The organism is Dyadobacter sp. CY312 (assembly GCF_021390535.1).
Taxonomy (GTDB): Bacteria; Bacteroidota; Bacteroidia; order Cytophagales; family Spirosomataceae; genus Dyadobacter.
Genome location: NZ_JAJUXG010000008.1, coordinates 79,452 through 97,351 on the forward strand (window position 1 = coordinate 79,452; position 17,900 = coordinate 97,351).

The 17,900-nt window shown below is 42.1% G+C and carries 15 protein-coding genes; 5 read left to right on the forward strand and 10 right to left on the reverse strand.

Annotated features, from left to right (window positions below; all coding sequences use genetic code 11):
• Window position 1: 1 nt before the first annotated feature.
• Entirely contained in the window at window positions 2–1,183 is a 1,182-nt protein-coding gene (locus LZG71_RS11680; RefSeq protein WP_233820638.1) for an ABC transporter substrate-binding protein, read from the reverse strand.
• A 158-nt stretch (window positions 1,184–1,341) separates the two neighbouring features.
• Here LZG71_RS11680 and LZG71_RS11685 point away from each other — a divergent pair, with 158 nt between their 5' ends.
• Entirely contained in the window at window positions 1,342–2,406 is a 1,065-nt protein-coding gene (locus LZG71_RS11685) for a ligase-associated DNA damage response exonuclease (protein ID WP_233820640.1), read from the forward strand.
• Between the two features lie 92 nt (window positions 2,407–2,498).
• Window positions 2,499–4,097, forward strand: a complete 1,599-nt coding sequence (locus LZG71_RS11690) for an ATP-dependent DNA ligase (RefSeq protein WP_233820642.1) — start codon at window positions 2,499–2,501, stop codon at window positions 4,095–4,097.
• A 125-nt stretch (window positions 4,098–4,222) separates the two neighbouring features.
• Here the strand turns inward: LZG71_RS11690 and LZG71_RS11695 are convergent, their stop codons facing one another.
• Window positions 4,223–4,906: a hypothetical protein gene (locus tag LZG71_RS11695; protein ID WP_233820643.1), complete on the reverse strand. Its 684-nt coding sequence runs from the start codon at window positions 4,904–4,906 to the stop codon at window positions 4,223–4,225.
• 131 nt (window positions 4,907–5,037) lie between these two features.
• The gene (locus tag LZG71_RS11700) at window positions 5,038–5,241 is read right to left on the reverse strand and encodes a DUF2281 domain-containing protein (protein WP_233820644.1); all 204 of its coding nucleotides are present in this window, start codon (window positions 5,239–5,241) and stop codon (window positions 5,038–5,040) included.
• A gap of 176 nt (window positions 5,242–5,417) precedes the next feature.
• Between LZG71_RS11700 and LZG71_RS11705 the strand changes: the two genes are divergently transcribed.
• Both LZG71_RS11705 and pdeM read left to right on the forward strand, forming a co-directional pair.
• Window positions 5,418–7,880 carry a ligase-associated DNA damage response DEXH box helicase gene (locus LZG71_RS11705; RefSeq protein ID WP_233820645.1) on the forward strand — a complete coding sequence of 821 codons (2,463 nt, stop codon included), beginning with the start codon at window positions 5,418–5,420 and terminating at the stop codon, window positions 7,878–7,880.
• Window positions 7,870–8,511 (forward strand): ligase-associated DNA damage response endonuclease PdeM, encoded by a 642-nt coding sequence (gene pdeM, locus LZG71_RS11710; RefSeq protein WP_233820646.1) that lies wholly within the window; start codon window positions 7,870–7,872, stop codon window positions 8,509–8,511. Before LZG71_RS11705 ends, pdeM begins: the two co-directional genes overlap by 11 nt.
• A gap of 1 nt (window position 8,512) precedes the next feature.
• Here pdeM and LZG71_RS11715 read toward each other — a convergent pair whose 3' ends face one another.
• The 7 genes from LZG71_RS11715 to LZG71_RS11745 all read right to left on the reverse strand — a co-directional run bounded on the left by LZG71_RS11715 (window position 8,513) and on the right by LZG71_RS11745 (window position 16,689).
• Complete coding sequence (locus LZG71_RS11715) at window positions 8,513–9,433, reverse strand: alpha/beta hydrolase (RefSeq protein WP_233820647.1); 921 nt, start codon at window positions 9,431–9,433, stop codon at window positions 8,513–8,515.
• A gap of 166 nt (window positions 9,434–9,599) precedes the next feature.
• Window positions 9,600–9,824 carry a CDGSH iron-sulfur domain-containing protein gene (locus tag LZG71_RS11720; protein WP_115830313.1) on the reverse strand — a complete coding sequence of 75 codons (225 nt, stop codon included), beginning with the start codon at window positions 9,822–9,824 and terminating at the stop codon, window positions 9,600–9,602.
• 106 nt (window positions 9,825–9,930) lie between these two features.
• Window positions 9,931–11,901: a response regulator gene (locus tag LZG71_RS11725; RefSeq protein WP_233820648.1), complete on the reverse strand. Its 1,971-nt coding sequence runs from the start codon at window positions 11,899–11,901 to the stop codon at window positions 9,931–9,933.
• A 36-nt stretch (window positions 11,902–11,937) separates the two neighbouring features.
• The gene (locus tag LZG71_RS11730; RefSeq protein ID WP_233820649.1) at window positions 11,938–12,345 is read right to left on the reverse strand and encodes a response regulator; all 408 of its coding nucleotides are present in this window, start codon (window positions 12,343–12,345) and stop codon (window positions 11,938–11,940) included.
• Between the two features lie 51 nt (window positions 12,346–12,396).
• Window positions 12,397–14,109, reverse strand: coding sequence for a PAS domain S-box protein (locus LZG71_RS11735; RefSeq protein WP_233820650.1), 1,713 nt, complete (start codon window positions 14,107–14,109; stop codon window positions 12,397–12,399).
• A gap of 2 nt (window positions 14,110–14,111) precedes the next feature.
• Complete coding sequence (locus LZG71_RS11740) at window positions 14,112–15,236, reverse strand: FIST signal transduction protein (RefSeq protein WP_233820651.1); 1,125 nt, start codon at window positions 15,234–15,236, stop codon at window positions 14,112–14,114.
• Window positions 15,237–15,345: 109 nt separating this feature from the next.
• The gene (locus LZG71_RS11745; protein WP_233820653.1) at window positions 15,346–16,689 is read right to left on the reverse strand and encodes a deoxyguanosinetriphosphate triphosphohydrolase; all 1,344 of its coding nucleotides are present in this window, start codon (window positions 16,687–16,689) and stop codon (window positions 15,346–15,348) included.
• A 157-nt stretch (window positions 16,690–16,846) separates the two neighbouring features.
• Between LZG71_RS11745 and LZG71_RS11750 the strand changes: the two genes are divergently transcribed.
• Window positions 16,847–17,899 (forward strand): DUF3500 domain-containing protein, encoded by a 1,053-nt coding sequence (locus LZG71_RS11750; RefSeq protein ID WP_233820654.1) that lies wholly within the window; start codon window positions 16,847–16,849, stop codon window positions 17,897–17,899.
• Window position 17,900: the final 1 nt, after the last annotated feature.

A 17,900-nucleotide genomic window follows, 5' to 3' on the forward strand; every position in this document is an offset into this window, starting at 1 on the left:
GTTATTTCAGTTGTTTATAGTAAACAGTTGTATGATCCGGCAGCAATTCAGGATGAAAAATGTGGATCAAATCGGCCAGTACTACATCAGGTTCTACATTTCCGGTTTCGAAGAAGTCGTTTGAGCCACGGGAGTTTGTTCGGTTGTTGTAACTATACATTTTGCCGGTTTTAAAAGCATTAAAATCAGCATACCTTTTATCCTGGCGGAGGATGCTGTTTCTGGTATCACGTGAATCGAAACCAACGTTGACCCAGAAATCCGCTTTAAGCGCAGTGGGATAAACCGATTCAAAGCTGAGCGGCAAACTACCGGCATCTTTGGTGGCCTGCGACGGGAAATTGCCACCAGCATCTTTGAAAAATCGAGCCATGTAGCTGTTCCCATTTGGCATAAACCAAACGTCTTTCGTATTCAGTCCCGAAAGTATCAAAGGTTTGTTTTTCGAACTTCCCGCAAGTTTCGCCAGTCTTTCGTATTCAGCTTCGGTTTTAGCAAATTTTTCATTTACCAATGCTTCCTCATTCAAAAACGCAGCCATGAGTTTTACCCATTCAGCCCGGCCCAATGGCGTATTTTCTACCCATTCCGAATTGCTGATCACCGGTATTCCGGCATCTGAAAGTAACTGGTAATGTTCCAATTTTGAGGACGGACTACCGGTAGTCATAATCAGGTCGGGATGGATGGAAATGAGTTTTTCCTCATTAATACCCTGATCTTTTCCCACTTCAGCTACTTTCCCGGAATCAATCATCGCAATTACTTTTGGTGAAAAAACGTATTGCAAGCTGCTCAATCCGGTGAGAACGTGCTCGGAATTTAGATAACTCAGCAATCCTATATGCATGGAAGACGTGAGTGCAAGGCTACGGATTGGCATTTCGATAACGGTATTGTTTTTCAAAATATCGGGAACAGTCGTGCCCCGTTGCACCAGAATGTATTTAGTCGTATCTGTCGTTTTCTCAAATGGACTAATGATTTTGACAATCTTATAATTGTCAAAGTACTCAATAGAAAATCCTTTTGCATGTTTTATCTCAACTCTTTCTTTGAAGAAATTCTGACTGGAATTTTTAGAGTTTTGTTCATTAGAATCTCTCTCTTTGGTTTTACATCCTATGAAACCAACGGTAAGCCAAATCAACAAAAGTATACGACGCATGATAAATTCCTTCATTGTTTCAGTAGAGCATTGAAAAAGGGATATGGGCAAAAGTAGTAAGAAATGAGTTGAAAGGGGTGGTCTTAATCCGGTTTGTAATTACTTGTATGAAAGGTTCAATTGTCAGAAATCGGATTTAATAAAATTGGCACACTTTTATTAAATGTGTAGTTATGCCCAAACAACCTCTTTTACAATTTACTGGAAAAAGTATCTACTGCGCTCAGGCAGATGTACACATTGACCCATGGATACCTGTGGATCGTGCCATCATTACGCATGCACATAGCGACCATGCTCGCTGGGGAAGTAAGCATTATCTCGCTCACAAAGACAGCGAGGCGATTTTACGACTGCGCTTGGGTTCTGATATTTCATTACAGACAGTTGAGTACGGAGACAAATTCGTGATCAATGGGGTGACTTTTTCGCTTCATCCTGCCGGGCATATTATTGGATCTGCACAGATCAGGGTGGAATATCAGGGAGAAGTTTGGGTCGCGAGTGGTGATTATAAACTGGAAGATGATGGATTTGCGGTGCCTTTTGAGCCTGTGAAATGTAATGTTTTCATAACTGAATCTACATTCGGATTGCCTATATATAAATGGCAACCACAAAAAGAAATTTTCTCTGAAATCGACAATTGGTTTGCCCAAAATAAAAAGGAAGACAAAGCCAGTATTCTGATGGGTTATTCATTGGGAAAAATGCAACGGATTCTGAAAGGTATCCAGTTGCCGGATGAACCAATTTACGCGCACGGAGCCATTTATATTTTGAACGAAAAACTCAGAGAAGCTGGCCACGACTTGCCAGAGTTGACCTTGGTGACCAAAGATACAGACAAGAAACTGTTTCGCGGCGCATTGGTTCTGGCACCACCTTCGGTGGATAGCAGTACCTGGATACGGAAGTTTAATCCATATTCACTTGGCTATTGCTCCGGCTGGATGGCACTACGAGGCGCGAAAAACCGAAGAGCTGTGGATCAGGGGTTTATATTAAGCGATCATGTCGACTGGCCGGATTTGAATACTGCTGTTGTGGAATCCGGAGCTGAGAAGGTCTATGTTACACATGGTTATACCAGTATTTTTTCAAGATGGTTAAATGAAAATGGAGTCGAGGCAGGAGAGGTAACGACCATGTATGGGGGCGAGGAAGAGGCGGAGGGCTTAGGGCAGGGGGAGGATGGAGAAAGGACGAAGGAAGGGGGTAAAGGGTTAATCGGTTAACGGTTAACAGATTGGGTTAGTCAAGAATAGCAGACTATTTTTCAAAACACCAACGAAGCTAATAGCTAACAGCTAATCGCTCACAGCCAACAATGAAACAATTCGCAGAACTCTTCATGAATCTTGATCGGACCAACAAAACCAATGCAAAGGTAGAGTTGATGAAGAACTATTTCCTTTCGGCATCGGATGAGGATAAAATGTGGGCACTTACTTTGTTCACTGGTCGACGGCCTTCGTTTAAGGTAAACCGGACAATGGTGAAGGAATGGGCCGCTGCAGTGGCGAATATTCCCATGTGGCTTTTTCAGGAAAGTTATCAAAGTGTCGGAGACCTTGGCGAAACAATCTCCTTGATTTTACCTAGAAACGGAGCAGAGGATTCGGATAAATCATTAACGGAGTGGTTTCATTACCTGGGTATGTTACCGAAAATGACCGATGAAGAGAAGCATGATCACATTCTGCAAGCCTGGTCTCAACTTTCTCAGCATGAAACTTTTGTTTTCAATAAACTTTTGATGGGCAGCTTCCGTATAGGGGTTTCTCAGACGCTGGTAGTTCGTGCTTTGGCGGAAGCAACATCAACCGATCCGAGTGTGGTGGCTCACAGGGTGATGGGAAACTGGGATCCTTCAACCACAAATTTCAAAAACCTTATTCTTGATGAAGGCGAGAACGATCATGCATCGCGGCCTTATCCGTTTTTTCTTGCCTATCCGATAGAAGGCGATGTATCCAATCTCGGAAATCCGGAAGACTGGTTTGTAGAATGGAAATGGGATGGAATCAGATCACAGATCATCTATCGAAATAATGAGCTTTTCATCTGGACGAGAGGTGAGGAGTTATCAACAGATAAATTCCCTGAACTGCATTTTCTGAGTTCAGTTTTGCCAAATGGTACCGTGCTGGATGGTGAAATCGTTAGTTATTTAGATAGCAAACCCATGCCGTTCAATGTTTTGCAAACGCGTATCGGAAGGAAAAATCTATCCAAGAAAGTGATGGAAGAAGCTCCCGTCGCTTTTCTGGCTTACGACATAATGGAAGTTGATGGAAGAGATATAAGAAGCTTGACCCAATTCCAGCGAAGAGCCGAGCTGGAAAAAGTTTATCAAAGTCTTCCTGAACAAGGCATTTTCAACCTTTCTCCATTGGTGAGCTTTACGCAATGGAGCGAATTGCATGATCTTCATCCGACTTCTCGCGAGAACATTGCGGAAGGTTTTATGATCAAAAGAAAAGGCGGAACGTATCAGGTTGGAAGAAAAAAAGGCGATTGGTGGAAATGGAAAATTGATCCGCTGAGTATAGATGCAGTATTGATCTATGCACAAAAGGGCTCTGGCCGCCGTGCTGAATTATTTACCGATTACACCTTCGCTGTTTGGGGAGAAGATGGTAAACTGGTTCCTTTTGCAAAAGCCTATTCCGGGCTTACCGATGTTGAAATTGGCCAGGTAGATTATTTTATCAAACGAAACGTGCTCGAAAAGTTCGGCCCGGTCCGAACCGTGAAACCTGAACTGGTTTTTGAAATTGGTTTTGAAGGAATCAACGAATCGTCACGACACAAATCCGGTATCGCCGTTCGATTTCCAAGAATTTTAAGGTGGAGGAAGGATAAGAAGGCTGCGGAAGCGGATACTTTGGAGAATTTGAAGGGGATTTTGGAGGTTTATAAATGATTATTTTGATTTTATACTAGCTAATATTAATATTTAGTCTGCAAATTTAATATTTAATGTTAGAATTGCAGACTTGCTTTTTCTAAATCTTGGTATTTGCAATTTTCTGAAAGACAGATACAGTATTAATTTCTGCTCGTGATTATATTATCTATCACTACAATACCTCCATTGGCGGTTTTCAACACGTTTCTAGGAAATAAGTCTGATACGATATAAAACTCGTTCTGATATGAAATCTCAGAAATCTTAGAAAATCCAAGAGATGTCATAAATTTTTGGATTTCATTTGGGCTGGCCTGAGTAGAATTGGGAATGTAATCTTGTTTCAAGACGACTTCAATATAAGGAGCTCTTTTTAACCCATTAGAAAAACCAGTGAAGCCAGCTAGTTCGTATTTTGTATCCGGGAAATTAAGGTTGTGAGCTACCGTTTGGCCAAGTAACTGCACGATCGAATTGTTCGAATTGAATAGATTATTGCTTTTGTAAAGAGTGGTATTTTCAAAACTTAGAACAAGTGTGTTCTCATTGCCGCCTCCTGTAAGCGGACTACCTAATGAGTAGATGCTTTCAATCCAAAGTCCATTATTTTTGGCATATTCAAACGTAACTTTCCTTTCAATATCCTCTATATCGTAATGAGATACTTTTTGTCCTGCGAGTTCCGCAATACCTCTGCTTGTACCTGTTCCAATGTAAGCGGATGTTTCTTCGATTCTTCTAAGTGTTTCTTCACCAACTCCGTATTTCGAAGCTGTTCCAGATTGTAGTATTCTTTGTTTGACTTCATCATTCGTTCGTTTCACTTGCTACTAAAGTAATTATTTTTCAAGCTTAAATTAGCTAGGAAGGGTTCATCTCACAATTTTTGTAAAATGAGCAGGAAAGGCTAAGACACTTAGCCTAACAGTATATGCAATTTAAGATTTTATAAATTTTAAATATCCTCGATCGGATCGTTAAAATCGTCAGCCATTTTTATTGTCCCTTTCATGGTTCCAAGTGGACGCTTTCCGAGGGAAGATACTTTTTCTGCTTCCTCAATAAAAGTTACCAGAACCTTACCTCTTTTTCTGATTGGGGGTGTTTCTTTAAAAATTACCTGCCCGTTTTCATAAATCCCTTCAAGAGTTGTTATCATCACTGTACCAATAATGTTCCTATCAAAGATACAAATTATGAAAGAATATGACCATATTCAGGAGTTTTAAGAATTAGATATAAATGGATGAAAACTGAAAACGAACTGATCTAGCACAATTGTTGCATAACCTGTAAATTGTTCAGTTACTATACCATAATTCATCCCTATTCCCCTTGACAAGATCCCGCGGACATATCATTGTTGAGCAATGGTTTAAATATAAAAAATGGAAATGGGCGGCTTTTCAAAAGGAAGCAGCAGAAGCGTATCTTTCGGGAAAGAGCGGGTTGGTGAATGCACCCACCGGAAGCGGGAAAACCTATTCTTTGTGGATTCCTTTTTTGATCCGTTATATAAATTCTCTGCCCAAAAATCCTGCGAAAAGAAGTAAAGGCTTGCAGATTTTGTGGGTTACACCATTGCGTGCGCTTTCCAAAGACCTTTTCCGGAATATGGAAGCGGCTGCTCTGGAAATGAATCTCAATCTGCGGATCGGTGTGCGAAGTGGCGATACGAGCACAAAAGAAAGGGCCAGCCAGAAAAAGCAAATGCCGGAAGCTCTGCTGATTACACCGGAAAGTCTACATCTTTTGTTTGCACAAAAAGGAAGTGCTGAAACTTTTAAAAACCTGCATACCATCGTTGTGGACGAATGGCACGAGCTCATGGGTAGCAAGCGTGGTACGCAAACTGAATTGGCAATTGCCAGACTGAGAACGATTAATCCGCATTTGCAAACCTGGGGGATTTCGGCGACAATCGGAAATCTGGAAGAAGCCAAACAGGTGCTGGTTGGTATGGATTCTGCGGAGGAAGGCAATGTCATCATCAAAGCAAAAACAGAGAAGAAAATTATTGTTGAGAGCATCCTTCCAGAGAGAGTGGAGACGCTTCCCTGGGCAGGTTATATGGGCACGAAGCTGGTTGATTATGTCGTCAACATTGTCAAAAAAAGTAAAACGACATTAATTTTTACAAACACACGTTCTCAGGCGGAAGTCTGGTACCGTACCGTGATTGAAAAGTATCCGGAATTTGCCGGAATTATGGCACTTCATCATGCTTCACTGGACCGGGAAGTACGTGACTGGGTTGAAGAAGCTTTACATCAGGAAAGATTAAAACTGGTAATCTGTACGGCAAGTTTGGATCTGGGAGTCGATTTTCGGCCGGTCGATACGGTAATCCAGGTAGGAAGCCCAAAAAGTATTGCCAGATTTATCCAGCGAGCGGGAAGAAGTGGGCACCAGCCCGGAGTTGCCAGTAAAATTTATTTTTGTCCAACCAATGCGCTGGAACTGGTAGAGGCTGTTTCATTGCGCGATGGTGTTGCCAATAAAATGATTGAAGATCGCCCACCTGTGATTCACGCTTTCGATGTGTTGGTGCAGTGGATGATTACCCTGGCAGTTGGTGGCGGTTTTGAGGAGCAGCAGCTTTTCGAAGAAGTCAGGAATTGTTATGGTTATCAGTTTATTAACCGGCAGGAATGGGAATGGTTACTGGGATATATCACTACGGGAAGTCCGTCGCTGGAAGTGTACGACGAGTACAAAAAAGTGGAGAGAATCGATGGAAAATATGTGGTAACCAGTCGCCGGATTGCACACCGACATATGCTGAGCATGGGAACTATTGTTTCAGATACGGTTTTGAAGGTCAAATTTCAGCATGGGAAATACATCGGTTCCATTGAAGAGAATTTTGCGACTCGAATGAAAGCTGGTGATACTTTTTACTTTGCCGGTATGAGCCTTGAATTTGTCCGGATCCATGAAATGACGGTTACAGTTAAAAAGGCAGAAGGCAAAAAGGGGTTTTTGATCCGATGGGCGGGAAGCCGAATGGCATTGTCGTCTCAGTTATCCACATTCATTCGCGACAGAATAGATACTTCTCTCGAAAATCCATTAAACGAAAAGGAGCTAACCAAGCTTAAACCGCTTCTGGATTTGCAAAGAGAACGTTCGGCTGTGCCCAAAAAGACGGAACTGTTGATTGAACAATTCGAAACCCGTGAGGGACATCATATTTTTGTATTTCCATTTGAAGGCAGATTGGTACACGAAGGTATGGCGATTATTTTAGCCTACCGGATCAGTAAATTGTCCCCGATTACGTTTTCACTTGCCATGAACGACTACGGTTTTGAGCTACTCAGCGACCAATACGTTGATCTTGAAAAAGTAATGGAGCAAATTGACTTGTTTTCCACAGCGCATTTGGTCGATGATATTTACCAAAGCGTGAATGCGACAGAAATGGCGAAACGGAAATTCCGGGAAATCGCTGCCATTGCCGGATTGATGTTTCAGGGCTATCCCGGGAAATTTATGAAAACCAAACAAGTGCAGGCGTCCAGTTCGCTATTGTTTACCGTGATGACCAAGTATGAGACCAACAATCTATTGGTAAATCAGGCGTATCAGGAAGTTTTGACATATCAGTTGGAGGAAGTCAGGATGCGGACGGCGCTTGACAGGATTGCGACGCAAAAAATAATTATTAAAAAAACGAGAAAGCCAACTCCTTTTTCGTTCCCTATCATGGTAGATCGGCTTCGGGAACAGTTAACTTCGGAAAAACTGGAAGATCGCATCCAGAAGATGTTAAAACAGTACAGTAATGCAGATTGAAATTAGAGAAAACCATTTTTTATTACTTTCACAAAAAGCCATTTTTTGGCAGGAAACGCAAACTTTACTCATTGGCGACCTGCATTTAGGTAAAATAACCCATTTCAGAAAAGAAGGAATTGCCGTTCCGTATATCGCTGCTGACAACAATTTTGAACGGTTGAACGAGATCGTTCGGAATACCGGTGCCACACGGATTATATTTCTGGGAGACCTTTTTCATAACAAATACAATGCCGAGTGGGAAACATTCAGAGCATGGCGTTCGCAGCATTTTTACATTGAAATGATCATCGTGATCGGAAACCACGACGTGTTACCGGTGAGCATGTTCTTGGAAGCCGATTTGCAGGTATTTGTGGATGATTTTGAAGAAGAAAATTTCGTTTTCACCCACCACCCGAAAGTAGAACCCGATCCATCAAAATTTGTATTCGCCGGACACGTTCATCCGGTTTTTACAACCTACGGAAAAGGCCGGCAAAGTCTGAGATTACCATGTTTTGTTGTGGATCAGAATCAGGCGATTTTGCCGAGTTTCGGTGTATTTACAGGCGGTTTTCAGATGGAACTGGTGGATAACCGGAAGATTTACATTACTACTGAGACGAAGGTGTTTTCAGTTGGTTAAATTATTTGTAAAGTTTAGCCTGACTATGAGGAAGTAATCGAAGAGAATCGTTCCCACTTCCCACCTCCTCCATAAACTTAATAACCTCCCCATAACGCTTGTTCCAGGGATTGAAATACTTCGTAATCATTGGAATGTGTTTCTTGCTTTTTTGAATCCGATATGGTGTTTCAGGTGCGTATTCATCCAAAGCTTTTACGAACTTTTCGTTGCTTTTTAGAATAGAATCATATGTTTTTCCGCCTCTGTAAATGAGCATTGGAGGCATGTTTTTATGGAGATGATAAAGTGGCGTTGCCTCTTTCCAGATTTTCGGATCGTTGGTAAAGGTATTCAGATAGGTATGCCCTTTTTGAAATTTCTCTTCCATCAGATAACCATACATATCCAGCCCGGCAGCATCTATCAGGATTGTTCCTGCAATCGGATTTTTGATTTTCAGGTCTTCAAAATATTGATTGTCAGTTGAAATAAGCGCTGCCAGATGCCCGCCGGCAGAATGCCCTGAAACGAAAATTCTATCAGGATCACCACCATATTGAGCGATGTTTTCTTTGACCCACTTTACAGATTTAGCGGAAGCGATCGCCATATCTTTATAATTGGCAGAAGGGTTCAGCGGATAATCAATAATTACTGTTACAATCCCCTTTTTAGCCCAGTGACTGCCAATAATGCTGTACTGACCCTTTTTTCCTGAGTTCCAGTTTCCACCATGAATGAAAATCAGTACGTCAGCAGGTTTTTTGCCTTTTCTGGGAGCAAATATGTTAAGGCTCTGTTCCCGTTTTTGGCTTTCTTTGAGATAAACAATGTCTTTGGATTTTGTAATTCGCTTGAACGAACAACCCGACATGGTTAATAAAAAGGCTCCTGCAATAATGAACAGAATAATGATGGTGATGCGAATTTCCGATTTCAAAATTATACCAATTGGTGTGATGAATAACTGGTATACCTACGTGTGCGAGGGTGAAACGGATTGAGAGAACGGAATTATGAAGGTTATTAGTAGTGAGTTCACAGTAAACAATCATCCATAGATCGAGGACTGTTTACTGTGAACTTTTGACCGAAACTAATGTCAGTTATGCTTTCTTTGGAGGAAGATCAAATGCAACCGCATTGTGCTCAAAGTGTCCTTTGTGGGATCCGTCACAGAATGGTTTGTTGGCCGACATTCCGCATCTGCAAATGGAAACCACTGTTCTGCCCTGCAAGCCGTATTCATTTCCCTGCATATCGACAATCTCAAAATCGCCGTCGATCTTTACTGATCCGTTGTTATTAATTGTAAGTTTTACCTTCGTCATGGTGAATTTTTTTGACAAAGGTAGTAATCACAATGCAGGGCAGAGGTATAAAATAGCAGTTTAGGATTAGTACAAATACATGTTTGTCAGTCCCTAAACGACCTTCCTATGTGAACAGATGAAGGCTTATTTTTTTGATAAGCTCTTCTGATTTAAAAGGTTTGGTTACAAATCCGTTGAAATTGCAAGCAAGAATTTCGGGTGCACTTTCGGCAAATGTATCAGCAGTGAAAGCAATTACCGGTACCTGATCATAGGATGGATGTGATTTCCGGATAACCTTCATGGCGGTCAAACCATCCATCACGGGCATTTGTATATCCATCAGAATAAGATCAAACTGTGTATTTACTATCGCATCAACTGCTTCCTGCCCGTTGTTACAAATGGTGAAGTCGGCCTCCCATTTTTTCAACAGATGTTTTAATAAAATCTGGTTGGCGAGGATATCCTCGGCGGCAAGTATTTTATACCCTTTAAGTGAGAAATCATTGGCGGCGTCAAACTCTGGTTTTGCCTTTGGCTTCATGTTTTTTTTAAAATTTAGAAAAACGCTGAAAATAGCCCCCTGCCCAAGCTTGCTGTTTGCAGATATGGACCCCCTCATCATTTCGGTAATTTTCCGTGTAATGGTTAACCCCAGGCCGGTTCCTCCGAAGTGCCTGTTTGCATTGTTGTTATGTGCCTGCGAGAAACTGTCAAATATGATATTGAGCTTGTCTTCCGAAATTCCTATGCCTGAATCGGCAACCTCTATCCTGAGATCAACCTGATCGTTATAGTCCTGTTCAACCTTGATGTGTAAACGTACAAAACCGTTATTGGTAAATTTTAGAGCGTTACCCAGCAGATTTACCAAAATTTGATTCAGCCTGTAGGCGTCTCCAATCAGAAAATTAGGGACGTTCTCATCAATCCGGAAGATGAGGTCAATGCCTTTTTCTTTTGCTTTTACCGCAAATGTACTGTTCACGTAGCTCAGCTTCTCTCTGAGGTCAAATTCAAAGTTTTCGAGGTCAAATTTTCCGGCTTCAATTTTCGAAAAATCTAAAATGTCATTGAGGATAACCATCAGATTATCAGCAGAATATTTGATGGTGTTGAGGTATTGGTTGTCAGACCCGGTCAAATCACTTTCCAAAAGCAGGTCAGTAAAACCGATGATTGCGTTCATGGGTGTCCGGATCTCGTGGCTCATGGTCGACAAAAAGTCTGATTTGATCCGGGAAGCTTCTTCTGCGTCTTTTTTTGCCTGAATTAATTCCTTTTCAATAAATTTTCGGCGAGTGATGTCAATTGCTGTTCCGAGCACTTCCTGAACCTCTCCCTTCTCGTTCCGCTTGAAAGGGACTTCCCTGGTTATAATCCACACTTCCGACCCGTCCTTGTGTTTTAGCCTGAATTCCTTTTCAATAACCTCGCCATCGGCTACTAGTTTTCTAATATGCTGGTAGTGATTTCTGAATAATGGAAAATCTTCGTGATTTAAAATTTTGTAAAAAATATTTTCTTTCGCCTCCGCTACCTCCGTTTCTGTGTAACCAAGTATGTTCCATATTTGCTTGTTGTGAAATACATCAACCCAGTTTTCTATGTCGATGACGTAAATGATGTTTGGAGAAAGAAACGCGACTTTATCAATAAATTCTTCTTTTTCCGAAAGTTCCAGTTGTGTTTCAACCCTTTTGCGCTCCATTTCGAGCATTTGCCACATCGTGTGAAACGTCTTTGTAAGCTTCTCGGTAGTTATTTCTGACTTAGGAAAATAATCCATGGCACCGGCCTTCATCATTTCTACCGCAATTCTTTCGTCTCCTTGGGAAGTAAGGATAACTACCGGCAGGTGCGGAACCATCCTTTTTATCTTTTTTAGCAACTCCAAACCGTTTGTTTTTGGAAGCTGGTAATCAATAAAAACACAGTCCGGAAGCCATGTTTCCAGTAGCAACAGTGCCTCCTCTGCATATTTATTCACCCGAATCTCCGAAATATCTACCTGACTCCTAGTGATGGCCCGCTGGAACTCCATGGCATCAATGCGGTCGTCTTCTACTAGTAAGATGTTTAGCGGCGTCATAAAGATTTTTTACAATGTGTGATAGGATCAGGAAGGCTAGCCAGGATACTCGCAAAGTGCCCAATAACTATTTAGTGTAGATACAGCGGAAATAAAGCGATCCATGGAAAGCGGTTTTAAAATGTAACCCGCCACATTGAGATTGAAAGCATCTATCTTATCGCCATCTTCATTGGAAGTGGTCATTACAAAAACAGAAAGTGTGCTCAGTGTCTGATCCTGACGAATTTCCTTGAGGAATTCGATTCCTCCCATTTTTGGCATATTGAGGTCAAGAAGTATGATTTTTGGCTTAGGAGCATTCGCCGCCGATGATCTCAGCATTTCAAGAGCCTCAATTCCATTATGGGCGATCAACAGCGGATTGCTGATATTGTTCTTTTTGAATGCACGTTTTACATTCATTATATCCACTTCATCATCCTCAACAAGAAGGATGGTCATAGGAATTACATTGGAGTTTGGCATTATGAATTATGTTAAAGTTATCAACGCTTATACATTGAGGTAATCACTTTGGGACGATTCCTCGGAATCTTTTGGCCAGGAAAAATGAAATGTTGTCCCTTCGCTCATGATAGATTCTACCCTTAATTTGCCACCTTTTTCATCTATAATTTTCTTCACTATTGCCAGTCCGACACCTGTGCTTTCTATCTCATCACGAGATTGCAAAGTCTGAAAAATGATAAAAATTCGTTCATGAAATTCCGGACTGATACCCGGGCCGTTATCCGAAACGAAAAAGTCAACTTCCTTTTCGCTTTCCTTCCAGCCCACAGTTAAAACAACTTCGGGCTTGTCGTTATATTTTACTCCGTTGGAGATCAGGTTCTGGAGTATCTGAATCAGCGCAATTTTTTCAGATATGAGTTCAAGGTGTATGTCACCCTGTATCAGAAATCTAACTGGATTTTTTGTTCCAAAATTCTCACATAAATCGTCCACAACGCTTTTGACAAGAAACTTCTCTTTCACCGGCTTGATCCGCCCTGCTCTTGAATAGGACAGAATTCCATTGATAAGACTCTCCATCCGGAGAACCCGGCCACGTAGTAGCCTGAACTGCTCCTTTGTGTCGCCTTCCATCAATTCGCCCATGTCCTCTTCTATCCATTCAGACAAATTGTTGATAGCCCGAAGGGGCGCTTTCAGATCGTGACTCACCACGTATGCAAATTGATCAAGCTCTGCATTGATCTTTTCCAGATCGCGCATGTACAACTGGAGTTTTTTGCCAGCCTCCACCCGTTCCGTAATGTCGCTGATAAACGCTAGAATGTATCCTTTTCCATGAGATGCGTAATATTTCACGCTGATCTCCACCGGGTATGAAGTGCCATCATACCTTTTGTGAATACCATTCACAACAAGCTTCGGAACACGTTTCAACTCCTGGACATAGTCTTTCCAGGTTTCCTGGTCCTCAAATATTTTTTCAACCGTGCTGATGTGATTCCCAATAATTTGTTTAGGATTTTTACCAAGCCTTCTTGCAGCTTCATGATTTACAAAAACCAGCTTTCCTTCTTCATCCGTTACCTGTACGGCCTCCGTCGACTCATTGAACCACTCCACAAGCTGATTAATCTGCTCTTCTTGTTTTTTCCGGGCTGTTACATCTATGAAGGTGCCGATGTACCCTACATGCTCATTTTCAGTTGTCACATAATGCCTCAGTGACACACCAAGCCATTTTTCAGTCTTATCCGCGGTTTGGATTTTCACAGTTTCTTCCACCACCTCCGCACCGGTGCTAAATGCAAGCGCGATTTTTTTTCTGGATGTTGCAGATGTAAGGAAATCTTTCCAGTTTTTACCCAAGCTGTCAGAAATCTTGTATCCCGTTACTGTTTCCCATGCATTGTTGAGGTAAATGATTGTTCCACTACTGTCAACCTGCACGAGTACTTCCGAAATGGCACTCACCACCTCTTCAAGAAGTTTATTGGTGGAGGCAGCCTCTTCGGTTTTTTTCTCCGCTATCCGGCTTAATTCGCGGTTGCTCTCGAATAACTCATTTGAGCTTTCTTCCAGAATGTGCTCCGCACGGCCAACATCTTCCTGAAATTCGATGTAAGCCTGGTTGACAGATTCTAAAAATTCATGCAATCGGGGATCGTTTGCCAGTTCCTCAGGAAGTGATTTGTGAATCTGTCGGTTTAGAAGTCGATGATAGTGAACTGCTGTTGTATTTAAATTCAGCATGTTTAGTTTTCTCTGAATGTTGTGATAGTCATAGTCTGATTGTGAAGTTCGCAGAAGGTGTTTTTGTTGAATGGGGCTAATTCTCCGTAAGAATAAAAGCCGGTCATGGTTGGCGTGTGCAAAACCTCTGAGACATTTTCAACCTCTTCTTCCACAATTTGCTTTAAAACAAGCTTGCGCCCGATGCAACTGATCAGAATTGCAAATTCGGGCATCTTGCCAGTATCGTCAATACATACTGACGCGGCTTCTCCAGCGCCTGCAATGAGACGGTCGTTATTCGCTCTCATTAGCCTTATAAATGATCCCTGCGGAATATCTCCTGCAAAGGAGATGCTCTTTTCTTTTTCGCTAATGCCAAGTATGGTGCGGGCCACCGGATCACTTTCTTTATTTTTTCTCATGCTGAATGGAAACAGCAGACCCGAGATAGGCAAAGCCTTGGTATGTTCTCCTAAAAATGATTTGTATAGATCAAGTGCGGGGAGTCCGTCAATTTCATACAGGACGTTACCTTCCGATTTTGTGGCTATTCTTTCCAGTCCAAAGCTGTTCCAACCTCCGCGGGAGCCAAAACCTACTGAAATGGAATCTCCATAAAAACCAATTGCCGCAACTTTTTCAGAAGCGAGATTGCCATCCGGTTCCAGTAAAATGGTTTTTGAATACGTTGATCCATCTCCTGCCATGCCCCCGGTAATGGCTACATCGGGCGTGAGTGCTTCTCTCATACCCTTCACCAGATAGGTTCCGTTTACACGAATGCCGTCGGAAATAACAAAAACATGTTTTAAACCTGCTTTTGGGAGTTGTGAAACCAGTTTTTTCCCAGCTTCGTAACTGTTAAAATCGGCATCACTGAGGGCTATTGTAGCTGAGGAGAGAGGGGTATTCTTAAATTGTATTCCGGTAACCACCACGGTTCCATCAGCAACTGTCTCTCCGGCAATTTCTCCAGCCGTGGAACAGCCGGAAAAAATAGCTTTCGGATAGATGATGCGCAGTTGCGCTGCGAATGTACTTCTTTCCAGTAATGTCCGGCAGCCAAAAACAACTATCAGGTCAGGATCAATGGAAAAAGGTATCACAGGGCGCTCGCCTGAATAAACAAGCTGCTGGGTAATCATTTTGAGGGGTGTTAAATTTTAGTTTTAGTAGAACAATTTACAAAAAGTTTTGACTGCACAAAATTTATAGTTTGCCTGAGCTGAAAAGTAGTACAGGCATTCTGTTACTCTAGCCTATGGACGGGAAGGATATTCCTTTTATTTTCCTGAATAGTTCTACGGCGTACAGGTCTGTCATTCCGGATACAAAGTCCAGTACAGTTTGTATTTTGGAATATTCATCGGTATTTTTTGTAATGAATTGTTTTGGGATTAAGTCGACAAGTTTTTTGCTGTAATGGGAGTTGTTATTGAGATACGCCGGAACGAACTCTTCCAGCAGCCCGCCCATTACTTTGTAACCTGCTACTTCAATTTGCACTACTGAGGCATAATTGTAGATCTTCTTAACCGAAATGTTTCTGATTTCCTGCATCACAGAACGATAGGGTTCGTCTATTTGCTCTATAAGGCTGTAATTGAAATCGCCGCTTAAAATGCGCTCCTGTTCTTTGTAAAATAATTCCGAACATGCACTGATTAAAACACTGATTCCCTTTGCACGAAGTAAACTTATTTTGGCGTCATCGTCCTCAATCTCTGTCAGTCGGGCCGGCAATTTTGGATCATTACAGAGTTTCAGTAACAAACCTTCAACGTCACTGTAAGAGAGTATTTTGAGTCTGTGCGCGTCTTCAAGATCGATGATATTGTAGCAAATGTCGTCTGCCGCTTCTACCAGATATACCAGAGGGTGACGTTTGTAGGTCAAAGGTGAATCCTGTACTTTGGCCAGACCCAGGTCTGTTGCAATTTTTTGGAACCCTACTTGTTCAGACTGGAAAAAGCCATACTTTTTTGTATAAATTTTTGATTTATCATGACCTGCCTGCGACTCACAGGGATATTTGGCAATGGATGCCAGCGTAGAGTAGGTCAGTGCGAAACTGCCATATCCTTTTCCGGCATAAGGATGTGTCAGAATCCGGAATGCGTTTGCATTTCCCTCAAAATGTATCAGATCTTCCCATTGGGCTTCTGTTACTTTATCCTTGTAAATCAGCCCGTGATCGTCGGTGAAATAGTGAGAGATCGCAGCTTCTCCGGAGTGCCCGAATGCAGGATTCCCCAGGTCATGAGCCAGACAAGCGGCGGCAACGATGTTTCCAACTTCGCTGATCAATGGTAACCGCTCATCTATACCAGGATCTTCTTTCTTTAGTTTGTTATAAAATATCCTTCCCAAAGAACGTCCTACACTCGCGACTTCGAGGCTGTGTGTAAGCCGGTTGTGTACAAACACGCTTCCCGGTAGCGGAAACACCTGGGTTTTATTTTGAAGCCGGCGAAAAGGAGACGAGAAAATAAGTCTGTCGTAATCCCGCTGAAACTCTGACCTGGCCTCTGCCTGATCTTCAATATATTTATCTTCGCTGCCCCACCTTTTGGCGGAGAGTAATTTTTCCCACTTCATTTATCGCTCGTTTAAAACCCGTTTTTCAGGCGAACAAATCTAACTTGTTTTGATGAAAGAATCAGCCTGTTTCACTATTCGAATACATGGCAGGAGGTAGTTTTCAGGTTTGTTTCTCTTTTGTCAATGTACTGTTAAAGAGCTGATTTGTATTAAAATGAAAAAAATAATTCGCCCTAATTCACTCCTTCTCTTGCTGCTGTTGATGGGTCTGCAGGGCAAGGCTGCCACTGATCAGAAAGTTGATTTTGTAAAACAAATGAGTACCGCAGTGAATGATATCGTTGTCGCGCTTACGACTGATCAGAAAAAAGAAGCCTGTACCACCTTTGCTGACGAGATCCGGTTCAACTGGAATTTTACACCACGTGAGAGAAAAGGGTTGTCGCTGAAAAACATGACCTTGCCGCAGCAAAAATCGGCTATGTCTCTTATTCGGTTGGTACTGAGCGAAGAAGGATACTTAAAGGCCGGGCAGATTATTGATCTGGAAAATGCTTTGAGAATAATTGAGAACAGACCAGCCAATGATACTTATCGGGATCCTGAAAACTTCTCGCTGCTTTTCTATGGTATGCCGGGTAAAGATCCCTGGGCATGGCGCTTTGAAGGTCACCACCTTTCACTCCATTTTACAATCGTTGATGGCAAGGTTGCCTTTATGCCCGGTTTTATGGGTAGCAATCCGGGAAACGTTCTGGCAGATGTTCCTCAAAAAGACAGGAGAATTCTGGCGGGTGAGCAGGATGTAGCGTTTGAATTATTGGAAGCTCTCAATCCCAGCCAATTGTCGAAAGTTATACTCGCGGAGAAAGCACCTCACGAAATATTTACCTCCAATTCCCGTAAAGCAAGTCTGGATAAAATGGAGGGAATATCTATGAAGGAAATGACTGCGAAACAAAAGGAAATTTTCAAGAAGTTAATCCTGATATATCTTCACAGATATCATGTTACACTCAAAAAACAACAGTGGGCAGCCCTGGAACAATCAGGTTTGGATAAGATTCATTTTGCTTGGATGGGAGACAAAGAACCCATCATTGGGCAGGGACGCGGGCATTATTACCGCATTCATGGCCCGACATTTCTGATTGAATTCGATAATACACAAAATGGTGGTAATCATATCCATTCTGTAGTGCGGGATCTGACCAATGATTTTGGTGAAGACATGTTGCGGGACCATTACTCAAAAGCACATCGCTAGG